The following is a 19,080-nucleotide window of genomic DNA, read 5'->3' on the forward strand; positions in this document are numbered from 1 at the left end:
TTAAAAAAGGTCACAAAAACCTTTATTTGGTATGCACAAAAAGACCACTTTTGAAAGTCTGATGGAATTATGAGCTTTCAAATGTGGTCTTATTTTAAATTCTAGGTCTTAACTTAATGACATTGCCAAAAATCGGGAAGCTTTTTCTTAACCAAGATAACGTTGAAGGAATTCACGTGTTCGATTTTCTTTTGGATTTGTAAAGATATCTTCTGGACGTCCTTCTTCAGCGATCACGCCTTTATCCATGAAAATGACTCGACTGGATACGTCACGGGCAAATTCCATTTCGTGTGTTACCACAATCATGGTCAAGCCTTCTTGGGCCAAGTCTTTCATGATTTTGAGAACCTCACCGACCATTTCAGGATCCAAGGCTGATGTAGGCTCATCAAAGAGAATAGCGTCAGGATTCATGGACAAGGCACGGGCAATTGCAACCCGTTGTTTTTGTCCACCAGAGAGTTGTTTAGGTTTGGCTAACCAATACTGCTCTCCCATACCAACCTTGTTGAGGTTTTCCTTAGCGATTTTTTCGGCTTCAGAGCGTTCTCGTTTGAGAACGGTTGTTTGAGCAACGATGGCATTTTCCAAGACATTGAGATTCTCAAAGAGATTGAAGTTTTGGAAAACCATTCCCAATTTTTCACGATAGGTTGTGAGGTCGTGTTCATCTGCTAAGACGTCTTTTCCGTGGTAGAAGATTTCCCCTGCACTTGGTGTTTCAAGCAAGTTAATGGAGCGGAGGAAGGTTGATTTTCCACTTCCTGAGCTTCCGATAATGGAGATTACTTCTCCCTTGTTTACGGTTAAGGAAATGTCTTTTAGGACTTCGTTTTGACCGTAAGATTTTTTTAGGTTTCTAATTTCAAGAATAGTTTGCGTCATTTAACCACCTCTGTTTGCATTTGATTTGCTCCGGTAGTGTATGTATCAGTATCTAGACGACGTTCTACATAACGTAAGATACGGGTTACGGTAAAGGTAAGAACGAAGTAGATAATAGCAATTACGGTAAAGGTTTGGAAATATTGGTAGGTTTGAGTTGCAACGGTATTTCCAGCAAAGTAGAGTTCAACAACGGAGATTACGTTCAATACGGATGTATCTTTGATGTTTACAACGAACTCATTACCTGTAGCAGGAAGGATGTTGCGGATAACCTGTGGCAAGACAACCTTACGCATGGTTTGACTATGATTCATTCCCAAAGCAGTGGCAGCTTCGAATTGCCCTTTATCAACGGCAAAGATACCACCACGGACAATTTCACTCATGTAGGCACCAGTGTTGATGGAAACAATAAAGATGGCTGCAAGTGTCCGGTCAATGTCTATTCCAAAGGCTTGGGCAGTTCCGTAGTAGATAACCATGGATTGTACAATCATCGGTGTACCACGGAAAATTTCAATATAGGCATTGAGGAACCAACCAAAGAGTTTTTGGAAAAAGGCTAGAGCTTTTGTTTTAGCTTGAGGAGCTGTTCGATAAACGCCAATTAAGAGTCCAATACCAGTACCGACAACAGTACCAATAATCGAAATCAAAAGGGTGATACCAGCTCCGCGTAAGAATTGAGAGCCGTTATTTTGAACAATGCCTAGCATTTGTTGGAAGAAGTTTGGTGTTTCTTCCTCGGTATCACTTTCAAGTGGCTGGCTTTTGATCATCTCATCCATTAAGGCTACTTGTTGCTCAGATGAAATTTCCGCAATAGCCGCATTTACTTCATCAACGCGTACATCGTCTTTACGCATTCCTACAGCAGTTGTAACCTCTTCATCACTGGTTTTGAAGCCAGGATCTAGGTTGACCATCTTAAAGATAGAGTTTGCATCTTCAGCTGTGAGAGCTTCAGGTCGTTCAGAGATGTACCCGTCAATAACTCCTGCTTCTAAAGCTTGACGCATTTGAGCAAAGTCGCCCATAGCTGTTTCTTTGGAAGCCCCGTCGATTTGGTCAATCAAGTCGTATAAGTAAACTCCCTGTTGTGATGTGAGTTTGGTTCCTTTGAAATCAGCTAGTGATTTGGCATTGGCATAGTCGGAATCTTTTCGAACAACGATAACCGGTTGACTACGGTAGTAGCTGTTAGAGAAGGCAATCTCTTTGCGACGTTCTTCAGTTGGACTCATCCCTGCGACGATGATGTCGATTTTCTTAGAGGTTAGGGCAGGGATTAATCCATTCCAAGTTGTTTTAACGACTAATGGTTTCTTTCCAAGCTTCTCAGCTATTTTTTTAGCGATTTGTACATCATAGCCATTGGCATATTGGTTTGTGCCTTCAATTTGAACGGCACCGTTACTGTCGTCGTCCTGTGTCCAGTTAAACGGAGCATAGGCTGCTTCCATCCCAACTCGAAGATAGTCATCTGCATAGGCTGGATTAACCCAAGCCAACATCAGTGCTAAGCCCGTGAGTAGGGTAATTACTAACTTTTTCATAGGAACCTCCTTCTGAATTTCTTTCATTGTAATGGAAAAAGGTAGACAAATCAATATAATTTTTTAGTGAAAACGTTTTAAAGTGTATTCTGATGTGTTTTCACGCCGCGAACCTTTATAGGCAGGTTTGGTTCGAGAATCTTTTTGTTGCTCCTTCGTTTCCTGTGGTATAATTATGTCTGTTATGGAGGATAAAAGCAAATGATGCTGATTGAAATTTTAAAAGCAATTTTATTTGGAATTGTAGAGGGAATTACAGAGTGGTTACCGATTTCAAGTACGGGACATCTACTCTTACTTCAGGAGTTTGTGAGCTTTAAAGGGGTGTCTGCTGGATTTATGGATATGTTCAATGTGGTTATCCAGCTTGGAGCCATTTTGGCTGTTGTTGTGATCTATTTCGATAAGCTAAACCCTTTTAAACTAGGAAAAACTAAAAAAGAGGTTAGTCAAACGTGGTCTCTGTGGTCTAAGGTTTTAGTGGCTATTTTACCAGCTATGGTGATTGGCGTTCCCCTAGATGATTGGTTTGAAACTCATTTTTACAATCCAGTCTCGATTGCTCTAATGTTGATTATTTACGGGGTTGCCTTCTTGGTTATTGAGAGGCAGGAATTCGTGAAGCATCCAACTATTACGAAACTCGAGGAGTTACCTTATGCTACGGCTTTCAAAATTGGACTATTCCAGGTCTTGGCTCTGTTTCCTGGTACCAGTCGTTCAGGGGCTACCATTGTGGGAGGTCTTTTGAATGGTACGAGCCGTTCAGTAGTGACAGAGTTTACCTTTTTCTTGGGAATTCCCGTTATGTTTGGAGCTAGCGGAGTGAAGGTGTTGAAATTTATCTTGAATGGTAATACTTTAACAGGGGCTGAAGGTCTGCTATTGGGAGTGGCGATGCTAACAGCTTTTGGGGTCAGCCTTTATGCGATCCGCTTCCTTACCGGTTACGTTAAGCAGAACGATTTTACAATTTTTGGAAAATACCGGATTGTACTTGGAGTATTACTGCTTATCTATGCGGGGGTACGTGCCTTTTTAGCATAAGGTGGAAAGAGACAGTTGCTCATTCATTTAAGCGTCTTTGTTATCGTTGATTACAGAAGTAGGGGCACAGTAGTCAAGAGATGCTTTTTTCGGCTATTAGAGGTCATCAAATCCTCTCGGTCACTGTGCAGGGTGGGACTAATAAAGAATTTTTAGAAAAATGAATGCAGTCCCCCTCCTTTTTTGAAATCTAAAGGAAATTCAAGTATACTGGAGAATGAGGTAATTAAATGAAGATGAAACAATTAAATGATCGAACCATTAAAATTTCGATCAGTATGAAAGATTTGGAAGAAAGAGGAATGGAATTGGCAGATTTCCTGATGCCTCAGGAAAAAACCGAGGATTTCTTCTACACTATTTTGGATGAATTGGAGCTTCCTCAGCATTTTCTAGATTCAGGGATGCTAAGTTTCCGCGTAACACCAAAACCAGACCGCTTAGATGTATTTGTGACTAAATCGGAGGTCGATCAGGCGATTGATTTTGAAGATTTTGACTTTGATGAAATGCCTCAAATGGAGGACTTTCCAGATATGGAACCGGAAGAATTCATCAAAGCGATGGAAGAGGCCCTAAAGGAATACAGCCAGGATCCACAATCGGATAAATTGTTAAGTGAGCTGGATACCTTCCGGAAACAAGTTGAGACGGATCAAGAAGAAGCGGTGGATGCTACAGAGTCAGAAGCAACGACGGAGACAAAAGCCAAAAATCACTTTTTGTATTATGTCCTACAATTTTCAGATTTTGACAATGTTTTAGCCTATGTAGATCTGATTGATTATGAGTATGACGGATCAGAGTTGTATAAATACAAAGGGCACTATTATTTGACTGTTTTGGTGAATACTAGTCACATGCCAGGGAAGTATCCAGTGTATCTAATGGCTAGGATACGAGAGATGGCGGAAGAGTCGCAGGTAACCAGACCGGTTCTACAAGAGCACGGAACGATTCTTCTATATGGGACTGCGATTGAAGAGTTACAAAGGATTTGATTATGGTACCCTTTGCCCTTTCCTTTATTTTGGCCCTGATTGCAACGTTTTTGGGAAGTATTCTGTTGACACCCTTAGTTCGATTGTTGGCCTTTCAGCTTGGAGCTGTGGATCAGCCGAATGCAAGGCGGATTAATAAGAAGCCTATGCCAACTGCTGGTGGTTTGGCAATCTTTTTGTCCTTTAGCTTGGTGAATCTTTTAATCATGCCTGGGATTGTCAAAGTGACGGCTTTTGGGCAGACTTATTTTAATTATGTGTGGCCAGTCTTATTGGCAGGTGGTGTTATTATCCTAACGGGTTTATTGGATGATGTTTGTGAATTGAAACCGAGCCAAAAGATGGTGGGGATTCTAACTGCTGCTATTTTGATTTGGTTTTTGACGGACTTTCGGATGGACAATTTCAAAATTCCCTTTGGAGGTCCCTTCTTACATTTTGGCCCGATGTTGTCCTTTGTATTGACCTTAATTTGGATTGCAGCTATTACCAATGCGGTAAATCTGTTAGATGGTTTGGATGGTTTAGTAAGTGGTGTCTCCATTATTTCATTAGTCACTATGGCGATTGTCTCTTACTTCTTTCTCCCTGAAGATAATCTGTTTTTGACCATGTTGATCCTACTTTTGGTTATGGCTATTGGTGGATTTTTTCCTTATAATTACCATCCAGCAATTATCTTTTTGGGGGATACAGGAGCTCTCTTCTTAGGATTTATGATTTCGGTTCTATCTCTGCAAGGTTTGAAGAATGCGACGGCTGTGGCGGTGATTACTCCGATGATTATTTTAGGGGTTCCGATTACGGATACCTTGATGGCGATTATTCGGCGTCGTCTAGCAGGAAGAAAAATTTCAGAAGCTGACCGCTATCATTTACACCACCGTCTGTTAAGTTTGGGATTAACCCATCGAGGAACGGTACTTGTGATTTATGGTATTACCTTTATCTTTTCGATGATATCCCTTTTACTCAATGTATCTGGCAGAATTGGAGGGGTGTTACTTCTTTTTAGTTTGGTTCTTGGAACTGAATTATTTGTGGAATTGTTGGGGATTTTGGGTCCAGATCGAACGCCTCTTTTGAAAACTCTCCGTTTTATCGGAAATTCTGCCTATCGTGAAGAAGTCCGTCAAAAGAAAAATCGTAGTAAATAAGAATAATTCTAAACACGCAAAAAGCCTTCTAGGCTTTTTTTTGTTATACTAAAATCGTATTACCTAGAAGAAAGGATAGAAAGATGTCAGTATTGGAAATTAAAGACCTCCATGTGTCCATTGAGGATAAGGAAATTTTGAAGGGGGTTAATTTAACCCTTAAAACTGGAGAAGTTGCGGCAATTATGGGGCCAAACGGAACTGGAAAATCAACCTTATCTGCGGCGATTATGGGAAATCCTAATTATGAAGTAACCCAAGGAGAGGTTTTGCTAGACGGTGTGAATATTTTGGAATTGGAAGTCGATGAGCGTGCTCGTATGGGCTTGTTCTTGGCTATGCAATACCCAAGCGAAATTCCTGGAATTACCAATGCAGAATTTATGCGTGCAGCTATGAATTCTGGAAAAGAGGAAGATGAGAAAATTTCTGTCCGTGATTTTATTACTAAGTTAGATGAAAAAATGGCTCTTCTGAATATGAAAGAAGAAATGGCAGAGCGCTATTTGAATGAAGGCTTCTCTGGTGGAGAGAAAAAACGGAATGAGATTCTTCAACTATTGATGTTGGAACCAACCTTTGCTCTATTGGATGAAATCGATTCTGGTTTGGATATTGATGCCCTTAAGGTGGTTTCCAAAGGTGTGAATGCTATGCGCGGGGAAGGTTTTGGTGCGATGATTATTACCCATTACCAACGTTTGTTGAACTACATTCAGCCAGATGCTGTCCATGTAATGATGGAAGGAAAAGTTGTTCTTTCTGGTGGTCCTGAATTGGCAGCTCGTTTGGAAAAAGAAGGTTATGCAAAGATTGCCGAAGAACTCGGATTTGATTACGAGGAAGAAGTATAAGGGCGCTTACCGAGGAGGAAGTAATGACAAGAGAACAAATTCAGGCTTTTTCGCAAGCGCAGGCGGAACCCGCATGGCTTCAGGAATTGCGCTTGAAAGCCTTTGATAGTATTCAAGAGTTGGATTTACCGAAGATTGAGCGGGTGAAATTTCACCGTTGGAATCTAGGGGATGGACGTTTGGAACTCAGTCAAGCTAGCGGTAATGTTCCGGCTTTTTCTGAACTTAGCAGTAATCCTAAGTTGATTCAAGTTGGGACTCAGACAGTTTTGGAGCAATTGTCTCCAGAATTGATAGAGCAAGGAGTTGTATTCACCGATTTAGCCACAGCTTTGGAAGAAATTCCAGAAGTGGTGGAGAAACATTTTATGTCTGCTCTAGCCTACGCTACGGATAAATTAGCAGCTTACCATACAGCTTATTTCAATAGTGCAGCTGTTTTATATGTTCCAGATAATGTTGAGATTGATCAACCTTTGGAAGGGATTTTTTATCATGAAAGTGATTCTAGTGTTCCTTTTAATAAACATATTTTGGTGATTGCTGGGCGGAACAGTAAATTTTCTTACTTGGAACGATTGGAAAGTCTAGGAGATGGACAAGAAAAAGCAACAGCGAATATTACGGTTGAAGTGATTGCAAAGGCTGGTGCTCAAGTGAAGTTTTCCGCTATTGATCGTCTTGGCAAAGAAGTGACAACCTACATAACTCGTCGTGGTCGAATTGGTAATGATGCGACTATTGACTGGGCACTAGGGGTTATGAATGAAGGAAATGTAGTTGCAGCCTTTGATACAGATCTAATAGGACGCGGTAGTCATGCAGACATGAAAGTTGTTGCCCTATCGTCTGGTAAGCAAGTACAAGGTATTGACAGTCGTGTTACGAACCACGGCTCGAACTCAGTCGGCAATATCTTCCAGCACGGTGTTATCTTGGAAAAAGGAACCTTGACCTTCAATGGGATTGGGCATATTATTCGTGGAGCTAAGGGAGCAGATGCTCAACAAGAAAGCCGTGTGTTGATGTTGTCAGACCAGGCTCGCTCGGATGCGAATCCTATTCTATTAATTGATGAGAACGAAGTAACAGCAGGACACGCAGCTTCTATTGGACAAGTGGATCCAGAGGATCTGTATTACCTCATGAGCCGTGGTTTGGATCGTGCGACTGCTGAACGTTTGGTCGTTCGAGGCTTCTTGGGAGCGGTTATTGTTGAAATTCCGGTTAAAGAAGTCCGAGACGATATGATTCAAGTTATTGAGGATAAATTAAGCAAAAGATAAACAAGAGGAGTAGCCATGCAGTCATTAGACGGCCGGCAGATCCAAAAAGACTTTCCGATTCTTGACCAGCAGGTACAGGAAGAGGACTTGGTTTATTTGGACAGTGCAGCAACAAGCCAAAAACCCAAATCTGTGATTGAGGTGATGGACCGCTATTACCAGGAAATGAACGCAAATGTTCATCGGGGGGTGCATACTCTAGGGGAGTTAGCAACCCAGGCGTTTGAAGTCTCACGAAGAAAAGTTGCTTCCTTTATTGGAGCTTCTTCGGAAAAAGAAATCATTTTCACACGAGGAACGACAACGGGACTGAACCATTTAGCCCGAATGTTAGAAGCGGAACTTTCTGCTGGAGATGAGATTCTGATTTCCATTATGGAACATCATTCCAATATTGTTCCTTGGCAACAACTCTGTCGACGTACAGGAGCGAGACTAGTCTATGTCTTTTTAAAAGAGGGACGTTTGGATTTGGAGGATCTACAGGCTAAGTTGAGCCCAGCTACAAAAGTTGTTTCTTTGGCTCATGTTTCTAATGTATTAGGAATTGAGAATCCGATTGAGGAAATTGCCGAGTTGGTTCATCAAGTAGGAGCCTACTTGGTGCTAGATGGTGCTCAGTCTGTACCTCACTTACCTGTGGATGTTCAGAAATTAGATGTAGATTTCTTGGTGTTTTCAGGGCATAAGATGATGGGACCAACAGGTATCGGCGTTTTATATGGGAGAGAGTCTCTGTTACAACAGTTAGAGCCTGTGGAATATGGTGGTGAAATGATTGACTTTGTCTTTGAACAAGAAGCTACTTGGACAGAGCTACCTTGGAAATTTGAAGCAGGGACACCACCGATTGCAGAAGCGATTGGTTTAGGAGCGGCAATTGATTATTTGGAACAGTTGGGGATGGAGCGAGTTGCAGCACAGGATCAAGAGCTGTTGAGCTATCTTTGGCAAGGGTTGCAGTCTGTGGAAGGGCTAGAAATCTATGGTCCTGCTTCCTTAAAAGGAAGAAGTGGTTTGATTTCCTTCAATTTAGCAGGTCTACATCCGCATGATGTGGCAACTGCTCTAGATTATGAAGGAGTTGCAGTCCGTGCGGGTCATCATTGTGCACAACCGTTACTTTCCTATCTAGGTGTTGGAGCTATGTTGCGGGCTAGCCTTTATGTGTACAATACCAAGGAGGACTGTGATCGTCTGATTCAGGCTTTGGAAAAAACAAAGGAGTTTTTTAATGGCACTTTCTAAATTAGATAGTCTCTACCGAACTCTGGTGGCGGAACATTCCAGAAATCCTCATCATCAGGGAACCTTGCCTGGTATAGAACCAATTCAATTAAACAATCCTACTTGCGGGGATGTGATTCAACTGTTTTTGTTAGTGGATGGTGAGGGGCGCATTGCAGATATTTCATTTATCAACTCTGGTTGTAGCATTTCGACAGCTTCTGCCTCTATGATGACGGATATAGTAATTGGGAAAAAGGAAGAGGAGGTGGGGGCACTAGCCCAGGATTTCTCTGATTTAGTACAAGGGCTAGACTTATCCTCTACCGACCAACTCGGTGATGCAGCCTTTTTGTCAGGTGTTGCGAAGTTTCCGCAGCGGATTAAATGTGCGACTCTTGCATGGAATGCTTTGAAAAAAGCAATGGAACTCAATGAAAAGAAAGGAAAATAATGGCTGAAAATGAACGTGTAGAACCCAAGCCAATTGATTTGGGGGAATATAAATTTGGTTTTCATGATGATGTTGATCCAATTCTCTCGACTGGAAAAGGGTTGAGTGAGGAAGTTATCCGAGAATTGTCCGCAGCAAAAAATGAACCTCAGTGGATGTTGGATTTCCGTCTTAAGTCCTATGAGACGTTTAAGAAGATGGAGTTGGAGACCTGGGGTGCGGATATGTCTCAGATCAATTTTGATGATATTATTTATTATCAAAAACCATCAGATAGACCAGTTCGGTCTTGGGATGAGGTTCCTGAAAAAATCAAGGAAACCTTTGAGCGGATTGGGATTCCAGAGGCTGAACGTGCGTATTTGGCAGGTGCTTCGGCTCAATATGAGTCTGAGGTGGTTTACCACAATATGAAAGAAGAGTTTGAGAAGCTAGGAATTATCTTTACAGATACGGATTCGGCTTTGAAAGAGTATCCAGAACTCTTCAAACAATATTTTGCAAAACTAGTTCCACCAACTGATAATAAGTTGGCGGCCTTGAATAGTGCGGTCTGGTCTGGGGGAACTTTTATCTACGTACCGAAAGGTGTTAAGGTGGATATTCCCTTGCAAACTTATTTCCGGATTAATAATGAGAACACGGGTCAATTTGAACGTACATTGATTATTGTAGATGAAGGTGCGAGTGTCCACTATGTAGAAGGATGTACAGCTCCAACCTACTCAAGCAATAGTTTACATGCAGCTATTGTGGAGATTTTCTCACTTGAAGGTGCCTACGTTCGTTATACGACGATTCAAAACTGGTCGGATAATGTTTATAACTTGGTGACTAAGCGGGCACGGGCCTTGAAAAACGCAACTGTTGAATGGATTGATGGAAATATCGGAGCAAAAACAACGATGAAGTATCCATCTGTCTTTCTAGATGGAGAAGGTGCGCGTGGGACAATGTTGTCTATTGCCTTTGCCAATAAAGGTCAGGTTCAAGATACTGGGGCGAAGATGATTCACAATGCTCCACATACGAGCTCTTCTATCGTATCGAAGTCCATTGCTAAGAGTGGTGGAGAGGTAAACTATCGTGGACAAGTGACCTTTGCTCGTAATTCTAAAAAATCTGTCAGCCACATTGAATGTGATACCATCATCATGGATGATCAATCCAAGTCCGATACGATTCCATTTAATGAAATTCACAATTCGCAAGTGGCTCTGGAACACGAAGCTAAGGTTTCCAAAATTTCAGAAGAACAACTCTATTACCTCATGAGTCGGGGACTTTCAGAAGGTGAGGCAACGGAAATGATCGTCATGGGATTTGTGGAACCATTTACGAAAGAACTTCCAATGGAGTATGCAGTTGAACTAAACCGTTTGATTAGTTACGAAATGGAAGGTAGTGTCGGTTAAGACTACTTGATAAACTAAAAAAACCAGCTTCTGCTGGTTTTTTAGCTATAGTTTTTCATTAACGAAAAGGACGAAGTCGTTCCAGAGAACTTTGAGGAAGTTGCTTTTGGCAACTTCTTCCTTACTGATCATGGCGAATTTTGGTTCTTTTCCTTGGATATATCCTCGACCTATCAGGTCAGGATCTTTATAGGTCAAGTTCCCCACAGCATCTCCTTTTTTAATTGGAGCTTGGTAACCTTTGGGATCCGTCTCCCATTTGATTTCTACATCGCCTGTGTAGTCTCCACGTTGGATGATAATGGCATCAGTTTTGGCGACAGCTGGAATAGGTGATTGTTTTCCATCTTTAATGACTGCGGTTGAATTTTCATATTGCTCCCCTTCGGCGGCAAGGATGTTGGCGTAAAAAGTCCGCGTAACATAATTAAGGAGAGAAATCATTGCATTGTAGCGTGCATTGGGATCTTGGGTAGGATTATCAACACTTAGAATAATGCTGACAATACGCATGCCTCGCTCAGTAGTAGTGGTGATGATTGATTCACCGTATTTAGCAGAAGTTCCTGTTTTTAGTCCATCTACGCCATTGCGGAAACGAGGCATATTGGGGATTAGTTGGTTGGTTGAATAGATTGTGGTTTTCCCAAATTTAGCTTGATTCTTCTCGGTAATTTCAGTGATTTCTGGATGATCTTTTAGGAGATGGTAGACCATAATTCCGAGAGCATTGGCAGAAAGGATATTTTCTTCATTCTTCCCGTTATCGACGGTGTTTAGGGCACTATCATTTAAGCCAGACGAATTGTAGAGTTTATAGTCGTGGATCCCTAAGCTATCAAGTTTATTTTCCATTCGCTTGAGAAACTCTTTCTCTGTCCCGGAAACTTGTTCAGCAAGGGCGATGGCAGCTGAATTAGCTGAGGAGAGTAACATTGCGTGAAGTAGCTCCTCAACAGTATACTCTCGATCCTCCATTGGAACATTTGAAGCTGCGGAATCAATGGTGAGTCGATAAGCATAATCATGAATAGGTACTTTAGTGTCCATGTTGAGCTCCCCTGCTTTAAGGGCATCTAGGACAACATAGGCTGTGATTAGTTTTGAAATCGAAGCTACACCAATCAATTCATCAGAATTTTTTTCAAATAGAATTTTCCCGGTATTTTGCTCAAAAACCAACGCACTTTTGGCAGAGACCTGAAAGTCATCTGCAGCTTTCACGAGGCTCTTAGGGATCATTGATGATAGCAGTAAGATTGTAACCAGAACCAGCTGGATAAGTCGTTTCATAATTTCCTCTTTCGGACTATAGTTCCTTCATTTTATCATAGATTATTAAATCCTAGTAAAAATTTTAAATTGAAAAAATCTCCATAATAGTCTGAAAATTCCGTTTACTTTTTGATTGTACTGTGATAGAATAAGGACATTACATTGAAGGAAAAGGAGCCCTGTTATGAAAAAGAGTAAATTATTTGCTTTACTGGGTGTAAGTTTACTTTCTGTTGGTGTACTTACAGCTTGCTCAAGTTCAAGTGGAGGAGATTCCTCAACATATTCTTATGTTTATACGACAGATCCAGATAATTTAAACTACTTGACAACTGGTAAAGCAGCAACATCAGATTTAACATCTAACATGATTGATGGGTTATTAGAGAATGACCAATATGGTAATTTGATTCCATCCGTCGCAGAAGATTGGTCTGTTTCTAAAGATGGTATGACATATACGTATAAATTACGTGAAGGAGTGAAGTGGTTTACTTCTGATGGTGAAGAGTATGCGGATGTAACTGCTAAAGATTTTGTGACAGGTCTTAAGTATGCTGCTGATAATAATGCTGAAGCGATGTATGTAATTCAGGATTCTGTTAAGGGATTGAAAGAATACATTGATGGAAAAGATAAAGACTTTTCAAAAGTTGGGATTAAAGCAGTTGATGATTATACACTGGAATATACCTTAAATAGACCGGAATCATATTGGAATTCTAAATTAACTTATGGAATTACCTTCCCAGTAAATGCAGACTTTTTGGAATCCCAAGGGGATAATTTTGCCAAGACAGGTGATCCAAGTAGTCTTCTTTATAATGGGCCGTTTCTTCTTAAGTCTATGACGGCTAAATCTGAGATTCAAATGGCTAAAAATGAAGGCTATTGGGATAAGGATAATGTGCATTTTGATACTGTAAAATTAACTCATTGGGATGGACAAGATCTAGATGCTCTTCCAAGTGGATTTGATAAGGGAGTTTATTCTAAGACAGGTTTGTATCCAACAGCCCCAGGTTATGAAAAAATAAAAGAGAAGTATGCTAAAAATGTGGCTTCTGCTCCACAAGATGCTACAACTTATTTGTTAGGAATGAATATTGATCGCCAGTCCTACAAGTATACTGCTAAGAAATCAGATGCAGAAAAAGAATCAACCAAGAAAGCTCTATTAAATAAAGATTTCCGTCAAGCACTTACATTTGCCTTTGACAGAGAAGCCTATGCTGCACAACTTCTTGGTGAGGAGAGTGCAAATACAGCTCTTCGTAATCTTTTCATTCCACCAGGTTTTGTATCTGCGGACGGACAAGACTTTGGTTCTATGGTAGCTGCTAAACTATCCGATAAGGAAGAATGGAAAGATGTTGATTTATCTGACGCTCAGAATGGGCTCTATAATCCGGAGAAGGCCAAAGCTGAGTTTGCTAAAGCTAAATCAGCTCTAGAGTCTGAAGGGGTTACTTTCCCAATTCGTTTAGATTTACCAGTTGATCAAACATCAACAAGTTCAGTGCAACGTGTCCAATCTTTAAAACAATCGGTCGAAAAAAACTTAGGTAAAGAAAATGTTATTGTTGATATTCATCAAATGACAACTGATGAATTAAATAATATTACTTATTTTGCAGAAAATGCTTCGCAAATTGATTGGGATATTAGTGATAAAGTTGGTTGGGGACCAGATTTCCAAGATCCATCTACTTATCTAGATATTATTAAGCCATCAAATGGGGAATCAACTAAAACTTATATGGGATTTGATTCAGGGACCAATAATGCAAATGCTGAAGTTGTTGGATTAACTGAATATGAGAAGTTGGTGGATGAAGCTGCTAAAGAGACAAATGATGTCAAAGTACGTTATGAGAAATATGCGGCTGCACAAGCTTGGTTGACAGATAGTGCTTTGATTGTTCCAGTTATGAGTAAAGGTGGTGGCGAAGGACTATCACGTCTTAAACCATTCTCAGCTCCATTTGCTTGGTCTGGAAATAAAGGAAGTTTTGGTGTGATGTATAAGTATCTTGAGCCTAGTGACTCTATCGTGACTAAGGAAGAGTATGATAAGGCAAAAGAGGAATGGAATCAGAAACGTGAAGAGTCGGCTAAAAAAGCTGATGAGGATTTAAAAAATCACATTAAATAAGCTACAAGGACTTTCTCCTACGTGGGAAAGTTCTTTTGAAATAAAAAGGAAATTGTGATGAAAAAATATCTATTGATGCGTGTTTTACGCTCATTGGTTTCCATTTTTTTGGTAACTACCTTGATTTATACCATTGTCTATACTTTGGTACCAAGAAACCTTATTTTCAAACAGGATCCACAATACAATAAGATTGCTAAAACGCCAGATTCGAAAATGGATTACGAACATACTATTTTTGAAAAGATGGGGTATGAGGAATATTACTCAAGTAAAGAGTTACAGGAAAAAGCCTCTGAAGTGGATCAGTCTGTAACTGTAGAGGGAACAGAGGAAAATCGTCGAATTTTTCAAGACTATCTCAATGGTTTAAGTGGTGATTGGACATTAGAACAGATGCCTGAAAGTAAGCAATTTTTTGCTGTACGCCAGGTTCCCATCTATGAGCGTGTAGTTGATTTCTATGCAAACTTGATTCAGTTAGATCATCCATGGAAAGTTCAAGATCAAACTAATCCAAACTTAAAGAGGGGTATTTGGATTGAAAATGATCCAGCTATTGGTTGGTCTGTAGTTGGTTCGGGAACAAATCATAAGTATTTATTGTATTTCAATACTAGTTTTCCTTTCATACATCAAAACTTTTTAACTTTAAATCTAGGAATTTCTTATCCAACATTCTCAGGGCAACCTGTTTTAGATGTTATTACCCAAGGTCAGGGGCAGACGGAAACAGCAGAAACTTCTTTTCCAACTGGTAAAAAAATGTCTTCTGTAAATATTTATACTCGTACTTATAAAAATCCAGAAAAAATGGATGAGCGTGATATTCGGAATTTTGGAGAAGGGGATAGTTATAGTGCAACCAAAAGTAACTATTCGGATCCGTCTATGATTGTGAATTCGGCGATTATTGGTATTATAGGAGTAATTATTTCTTATGGATTAGCTGTTCCAATTGGTTCGTTACTAGCTCGTTATAAGAATAGTCTTCTTGATTCGATGTCAACAGCTGCTCTAACCTTTTTCTTAGCTTTACCAACTATTGCATTGGTTTATTTGGTTCGATTATTTGGTTCATTCATTGGTCTCCCAGATTCTTTCCCAACTCTGGGAGCTAGTGATTGGCGTTCCTATGTTTTACCTGCTGTCATTCTTGGTTTATTAAGTACACCTGGGTTAACAATATGGATTCGTCGTTATATGATTGACCAACAATCTAGTGATTATGTACGGTTTGCTAGAGCAAAAGGATTATCTGAAAAAGAGATTATGCAGAAGCATATTTTTAAGAATGCAATGGTTCCGATTGTTGCTGGAATTCCAAGTGCGATTATTTTAGTAATAATTGGTGCTACTTTGACGGAGTCTGTTTTTGCTTTCCCAGGTATGGGTAAGATGTTGATTGATTCTGTGCGTGCTGCTAATAATACGATGGTTGTCGGTCTAACTTTTATTTTTACAAGTCTTTCTATATTGGCCAATCTTCTAGGTGATTTACTTATGACTATTTTGGATCCACGCATCAAACTATCCTCGAAAGGAGGTAAATAATGGCACAGTTAGATTCTTCAAAATTTGAATTTGTCAAACGTGATGATTTTGCCTCTGAAACCATTGATGCTCCAGCTTATTCTTATTGGAAGTCAGTATTTCGGGAATTTTTAAAACGTCGTATGACGATTGTTATGTTAGTTATTCTAGCAAGTATTATTTTGATGAGTTTTATTTATCCGTTGCTTTCAGATTATGATCCAAATGATGTCTCTAATGTGAATAATTTTGCTTTACGTTACATAGCTCCGAATAGTGAATATTGGTTTGGGACGGATGCCAATGGTCATTCCTTATTCGATTCAGTTTGGTTTGGAGCCCGGAATTCTATTCTAATTGCTGTGATTGCAACTGTTATCACTATGATTATTGGGGTAATTGTCGGTGGCATCTGGGGCGTTTCCAAATCAGTTGATCGAGTGATGTTGGAAGTTTATAATATTGTTTCTAATATTCCACAATTACTGATTGTGATTGTTTTGACCTACTCGCTAGGGTCTGGTTTTTGGAACTTGATTTTTGCTATGACTATTACTTCTTGGATTGGTGTAGCCTATTCTATTCGGGTGCAGATTTTACGCTATCGTGACTTGGAATATAATTTAGCCAGTCGGACACTGGGGACACCTTCAAGTAAAATTATTATTCGAAATCTATTGCCACAGCTTGTCTCGGTTATTGTAACGATGGCTGCGGCTCAGTTGCCATCCTATATTTCTTATGAAGCCTTCTTGTCGTTCTTTGGTATAGGTTTACCAGCAACTGTACCTAGTTTAGGGCGTTTGATTTCGACTTATTCTCAAAATGTGACAACTAATGCTTATTTGTTTTGGATTCCATTGACTGTTCTAATTTTAGTGTCCTTATCATTCTATATTGTAGGGCAGAATTTGGCAGATGCTAGTGATCCTAGAACTCATAGATAGGAGCGATTATGTCAGAAAAAAATGTGATTTTAAAAGCTCAGGATGTAGTTGTCGAATTTGAGGTTCGTGATCGAATCTTGACTGCAATCCGAGGAGTTTCTTTAGAGTTAATTGAAGGAGATGTATTAGCTTTGGTAGGAGAATCTGGTAGTGGAAAATCAGTTCTTACTAAAACTTTTACAGGTATGTTAGAAGATAATGGACGTCTAGCACAGGGGTCCATTGAATACCGTGGACAGGATTTAACCACTTTGAAAACTCACCAAGAATGGTCAGAGATTCGTGGTAAGAAAATTGCGACTATTTTTCAAGATCCTATGACTAGCTTGGATCCTATTAAAACGATTGGTAGTCAGATTACTGAGGTTATTGTAAAACATCAAGGTAAGGATGCACAAGAAGCCAAGGAAATGGCAATTGATTATATGGATAAAGTTGGGATTCCAGATCCGGAAAGACGTTTTTCAGAATATCCCTTCCAATATTCTGGAGGAATGCGTCAACGGATTGTTATTGCAATTGCTTTAGCATGTAAACCAGATATACTGATTTGTGATGAGCCAACTACAGCTTTAGATGTGACGATTCAGGCACAAATTATTGACTTGTTGAAAGACTTAAAGGAAGAATACGGTTTTACTATTATCTTTATTACCCACGATTTAGGAGTGGTTGCAAGTATAGCTGACAAAGTAGCTGTTATGTATGCAGGAGAAATTGTTGAGTATGGAACTGTAGAAGAGATTTTCTATGATCCTAGACATCCGTATACATGGAGTTTACTTTCTAGTCTACCTCAATTAGCTGGTGAAGATGGGGAGTTGTTTTCTATTCCAGGAACGCCCCCCTCACTTTACACAGAAATCAAAGGTGACTCATTTGCACTTCGTTCAGATTATGCTATGGCGATTGATTTTGAAGAAAAAGCCCCGGTATTTCATGTTTCCGAAACCCATTGGGCTAAGACATGGCTCTTGCATGAAATGGCCCCTCGAGTAGAAAAGCCTGAAGTTATTCAAAATTTACATGCGAAGATTCGAGAAAAAATGATTTTTGCTGTTTTTACGGAAGGAGGTAACTAATTGACTGAAAAGCTAATTGAAGTAAAAGATTTAGAAATTTCCTTTGGAGAGGGGAGCAAAAAATTTGTAGCCGTACAGAATGCAAATTTTTTCATTAATAGAGGAGAAACCTTTTCGTTAGTAGGAGAATCTGGTAGTGGAAAAACCACAATTGGACGTGCCATTATTGGATTAAATGAGACAAGTGCCGGTGATATCTTTTTTAATGGCAAGAGAATTAATGGTAAAAATACTAGTGAAGAAGAAAAAGAATTAATTCGCAAAATTCAAATGATTTTCCAAGATCCTGCAGCAAGTTTAAATGAACGAGCTACAGTTGATTATATTATTTCCGAAGGGTTATATAACTTCAATTTATTTGAGAATGAAGAAGATAGGCAACGTAAGGTTCGTGAAATGGTAGAATCTGTGGGACTTCTTGCAGAGCATTTAACAAGATATCCCCATGAGTTTTCTGGTGGTCAGCGTCAGCGTATTGGTATTGCGCGAGCACTTGTGATGCAGCCTGACTTTGTAATTGCTGATGAACCCATTTCCGCTTTAGATGTATCGGTTCGAGCACAAGTTCTGAATCTATTAAAAAAATTCCAACGAGAATTGGGCTTAACGTATCTTTTTATAGCGCATGATTTATCAGTTGTTCGTTTTATCTCAGATCGAATTGCGGTTATTTATAAAGGAGTCATTGTAGAAGTGGCAGCAACTGAGGAATTATTTAGTCGTCCTCTCCACCCCTATACACAATCTTTATTGTCAGCTGTTCCAATTCCGGATCCTATATTAGAGAGGAAAAAAGTATTAAAAGTTTATGACCCATCTATTCATGACTATTCGAAAGATAAACCAAGAATGGAGGAAGTTATAGCTGGGCATTTTGTATGGGGGAATCAAAAAGAACTTGATACTTATCGAAAACAGATTTCTCAAGAGCTTTCTTAATTAAGAGAGCTCTTTTTTGGTATAAAGTTTAAAAAATCAAACAAAAGTGTTGCCAAGTGAAAAAGAGTGTTGTATACTAATAAAGTCCTGAAGGGAGAGTTCCTTAAACGGGACAGATGAAAGATAAAAGTTCGGTTGAAACGAACGAATTCAAAAAAACTTCAAAAAAGTTAACAAAAAGTGTTGACAAGCAAATGAAGTTTTGATAGAATGATTAAGTTGTCTCGTGAGAGGCATGACCTTTGAAAACTGAACAAGACG

The 19,080-nt window shown here is 39.7% G+C and carries 16 protein-coding genes; 13 read left to right on the forward strand and 3 right to left on the reverse strand.

Annotated elements, in window-relative coordinates:
* Positions 1-147 precede the first annotated feature (147 nt).
* Both ACXM1Q_RS06775 and ACXM1Q_RS06780 read right to left on the reverse strand, forming a co-directional pair.
* Positions 148-888: an amino acid ABC transporter ATP-binding protein gene (locus ACXM1Q_RS06775; protein ID WP_458517407.1), complete on the reverse strand. Its 741-nt coding sequence runs from the start codon at positions 886-888 to the stop codon at positions 148-150.
* A complete protein-coding gene (locus ACXM1Q_RS06780; protein ID WP_458517408.1) occupies positions 885-2,447 on the reverse strand; it encodes an ABC transporter substrate-binding protein/permease in 1,563 nt (520 codons plus the stop codon). The genes ACXM1Q_RS06775 and ACXM1Q_RS06780 overlap by 4 nt, the downstream gene beginning before the upstream one ends.
* A gap of 201 nt (positions 2,448-2,648) precedes the next feature.
* On the opposite strand from ACXM1Q_RS06780, the gene ACXM1Q_RS06785 reads away from it, so the two are divergent.
* From ACXM1Q_RS06785 to sufB, 8 genes are all read left to right on the forward strand, one after another.
* Positions 2,649-3,494 carry an undecaprenyl-diphosphate phosphatase gene (locus ACXM1Q_RS06785; RefSeq protein WP_458517409.1) on the forward strand — a complete coding sequence of 282 codons (846 nt, stop codon included), beginning with the start codon at positions 2,649-2,651 and terminating at the stop codon, positions 3,492-3,494.
* Positions 3,495-3,724: 230 nt separating this feature from the next.
* Positions 3,725-4,495, forward strand: coding sequence for an adaptor protein MecA (locus tag ACXM1Q_RS06790; RefSeq protein WP_458517410.1), 771 nt, complete (start codon positions 3,725-3,727; stop codon positions 4,493-4,495).
* 2 nt (positions 4,496-4,497) lie between these two features.
* Positions 4,498-5,652 (forward strand): glycosyltransferase family 4 protein, encoded by a 1,155-nt coding sequence (locus ACXM1Q_RS06795; RefSeq protein WP_458517411.1) that lies wholly within the window; start codon positions 4,498-4,500, stop codon positions 5,650-5,652.
* A gap of 83 nt (positions 5,653-5,735) precedes the next feature.
* On the forward strand, positions 5,736-6,506 hold the full coding sequence (gene sufC / locus ACXM1Q_RS06800; RefSeq protein WP_458517412.1) for a Fe-S cluster assembly ATPase SufC: 771 nt from the start codon (positions 5,736-5,738) through the stop codon (positions 6,504-6,506).
* A gap of 23 nt (positions 6,507-6,529) precedes the next feature.
* A complete protein-coding gene (sufD, locus tag ACXM1Q_RS06805; RefSeq protein ID WP_458517413.1) occupies positions 6,530-7,792 on the forward strand; it encodes a Fe-S cluster assembly protein SufD in 1,263 nt (420 codons plus the stop codon).
* Between the two features lie 15 nt (positions 7,793-7,807).
* Positions 7,808-9,040 carry a cysteine desulfurase gene (locus ACXM1Q_RS06810; protein ID WP_458517414.1) on the forward strand — a complete coding sequence of 411 codons (1,233 nt, stop codon included), beginning with the start codon at positions 7,808-7,810 and terminating at the stop codon, positions 9,038-9,040.
* Entirely contained in the window at positions 9,027-9,473 is a 447-nt protein-coding gene (sufU, locus tag ACXM1Q_RS06815) for a Fe-S cluster assembly sulfur transfer protein SufU (protein ID WP_458517415.1), read from the forward strand. The genes ACXM1Q_RS06810 and sufU overlap by 14 nt, the downstream gene beginning before the upstream one ends.
* Positions 9,473-10,888 carry a Fe-S cluster assembly protein SufB gene (gene sufB / locus ACXM1Q_RS06820; protein ID WP_458517416.1) on the forward strand — a complete coding sequence of 472 codons (1,416 nt, stop codon included), beginning with the start codon at positions 9,473-9,475 and terminating at the stop codon, positions 10,886-10,888. The genes sufU and sufB overlap by 1 nt, the downstream gene beginning before the upstream one ends.
* 45 nt (positions 10,889-10,933) lie before the next feature.
* Here sufB and ACXM1Q_RS06825 read toward each other — a convergent pair whose 3' ends face one another.
* Positions 10,934-12,181: a serine hydrolase gene (locus ACXM1Q_RS06825; protein WP_458517417.1), complete on the reverse strand. Its 1,248-nt coding sequence runs from the start codon at positions 12,179-12,181 to the stop codon at positions 10,934-10,936.
* A 166-nt stretch (positions 12,182-12,347) separates the two neighbouring features.
* On the opposite strand from ACXM1Q_RS06825, the gene ACXM1Q_RS06830 reads away from it, so the two are divergent.
* Genes ACXM1Q_RS06830 through ACXM1Q_RS06850 form a run of 5 tightly spaced genes read left to right on the forward strand, consistent with a single transcriptional unit; the run spans position 12,348 to position 18,819 of the window.
* Complete coding sequence (locus ACXM1Q_RS06830; protein ID WP_458517418.1) at positions 12,348-14,318, forward strand: peptide ABC transporter substrate-binding protein; 1,971 nt, start codon at positions 12,348-12,350, stop codon at positions 14,316-14,318.
* A gap of 57 nt (positions 14,319-14,375) precedes the next feature.
* Positions 14,376-15,872, forward strand: coding sequence for an ABC transporter permease (locus ACXM1Q_RS06835; RefSeq protein WP_458517419.1), 1,497 nt, complete (start codon positions 14,376-14,378; stop codon positions 15,870-15,872).
* A complete protein-coding gene (gene oppC, locus ACXM1Q_RS06840; protein ID WP_458517420.1) occupies positions 15,872-16,798 on the forward strand; it encodes an oligopeptide ABC transporter permease OppC in 927 nt (308 codons plus the stop codon). The genes ACXM1Q_RS06835 and oppC overlap by 1 nt, the downstream gene beginning before the upstream one ends.
* A gap of 5 nt (positions 16,799-16,803) precedes the next feature.
* Positions 16,804-17,880: an ABC transporter ATP-binding protein gene (locus tag ACXM1Q_RS06845; protein ID WP_458517422.1), complete on the forward strand. Its 1,077-nt coding sequence runs from the start codon at positions 16,804-16,806 to the stop codon at positions 17,878-17,880.
* Positions 17,881-18,819 (forward strand): ATP-binding cassette domain-containing protein, encoded by a 939-nt coding sequence (locus ACXM1Q_RS06850; protein WP_458517421.1) that lies wholly within the window; start codon positions 17,881-17,883, stop codon positions 18,817-18,819.
* The last annotated feature ends 261 nt before the right edge of the window (positions 18,820-19,080 follow it).

The organism is Streptococcus sp. 10F2 (assembly GCF_054331515.2).

Bases quoted from the DNA above. Each gene is read 5' to 3' on its own strand.
- ACXM1Q_RS06775 (WP_458517407.1), bottom strand. From the start codon at position 888: ATGACGCAAACTATTCTTGAAATTAGAAACCTAAAAAAATCTTACGGT.
- ACXM1Q_RS06780 (WP_458517408.1), bottom strand. From the start codon at position 2,447: ATGAAAAAGTTAGTAATTACCCTACTCACGGGCTTAGCACTGATGTTG.
- ACXM1Q_RS06785 (WP_458517409.1), top strand. From the start codon at position 2,649: ATGATGCTGATTGAAATTTTAAAAGCAATTTTATTTGGAATTGTAGAG.
- ACXM1Q_RS06790 (WP_458517410.1), top strand. From the start codon at position 3,725: ATGAAGATGAAACAATTAAATGATCGAACCATTAAAATTTCGATCAGT.
- ACXM1Q_RS06795 (WP_458517411.1), top strand. From the start codon at position 4,498: ATGGTACCCTTTGCCCTTTCCTTTATTTTGGCCCTGATTGCAACGTTT.
- sufC (WP_458517412.1), top strand. From the start codon at position 5,736: ATGTCAGTATTGGAAATTAAAGACCTCCATGTGTCCATTGAGGATAAG.
- sufD (WP_458517413.1), top strand. From the start codon at position 6,530: ATGACAAGAGAACAAATTCAGGCTTTTTCGCAAGCGCAGGCGGAACCC.
- ACXM1Q_RS06810 (WP_458517414.1), top strand. From the start codon at position 7,808: ATGCAGTCATTAGACGGCCGGCAGATCCAAAAAGACTTTCCGATTCTT.
- sufU (WP_458517415.1), top strand. From the start codon at position 9,027: ATGGCACTTTCTAAATTAGATAGTCTCTACCGAACTCTGGTGGCGGAA.
- sufB (WP_458517416.1), top strand. From the start codon at position 9,473: ATGGCTGAAAATGAACGTGTAGAACCCAAGCCAATTGATTTGGGGGAA.
- ACXM1Q_RS06825 (WP_458517417.1), bottom strand. From the start codon at position 12,181: ATGAAACGACTTATCCAGCTGGTTCTGGTTACAATCTTACTGCTATCA.
- ACXM1Q_RS06830 (WP_458517418.1), top strand. From the start codon at position 12,348: ATGAAAAAGAGTAAATTATTTGCTTTACTGGGTGTAAGTTTACTTTCT.
- ACXM1Q_RS06835 (WP_458517419.1), top strand. From the start codon at position 14,376: ATGAAAAAATATCTATTGATGCGTGTTTTACGCTCATTGGTTTCCATT.
- oppC (WP_458517420.1), top strand. From the start codon at position 15,872: ATGGCACAGTTAGATTCTTCAAAATTTGAATTTGTCAAACGTGATGAT.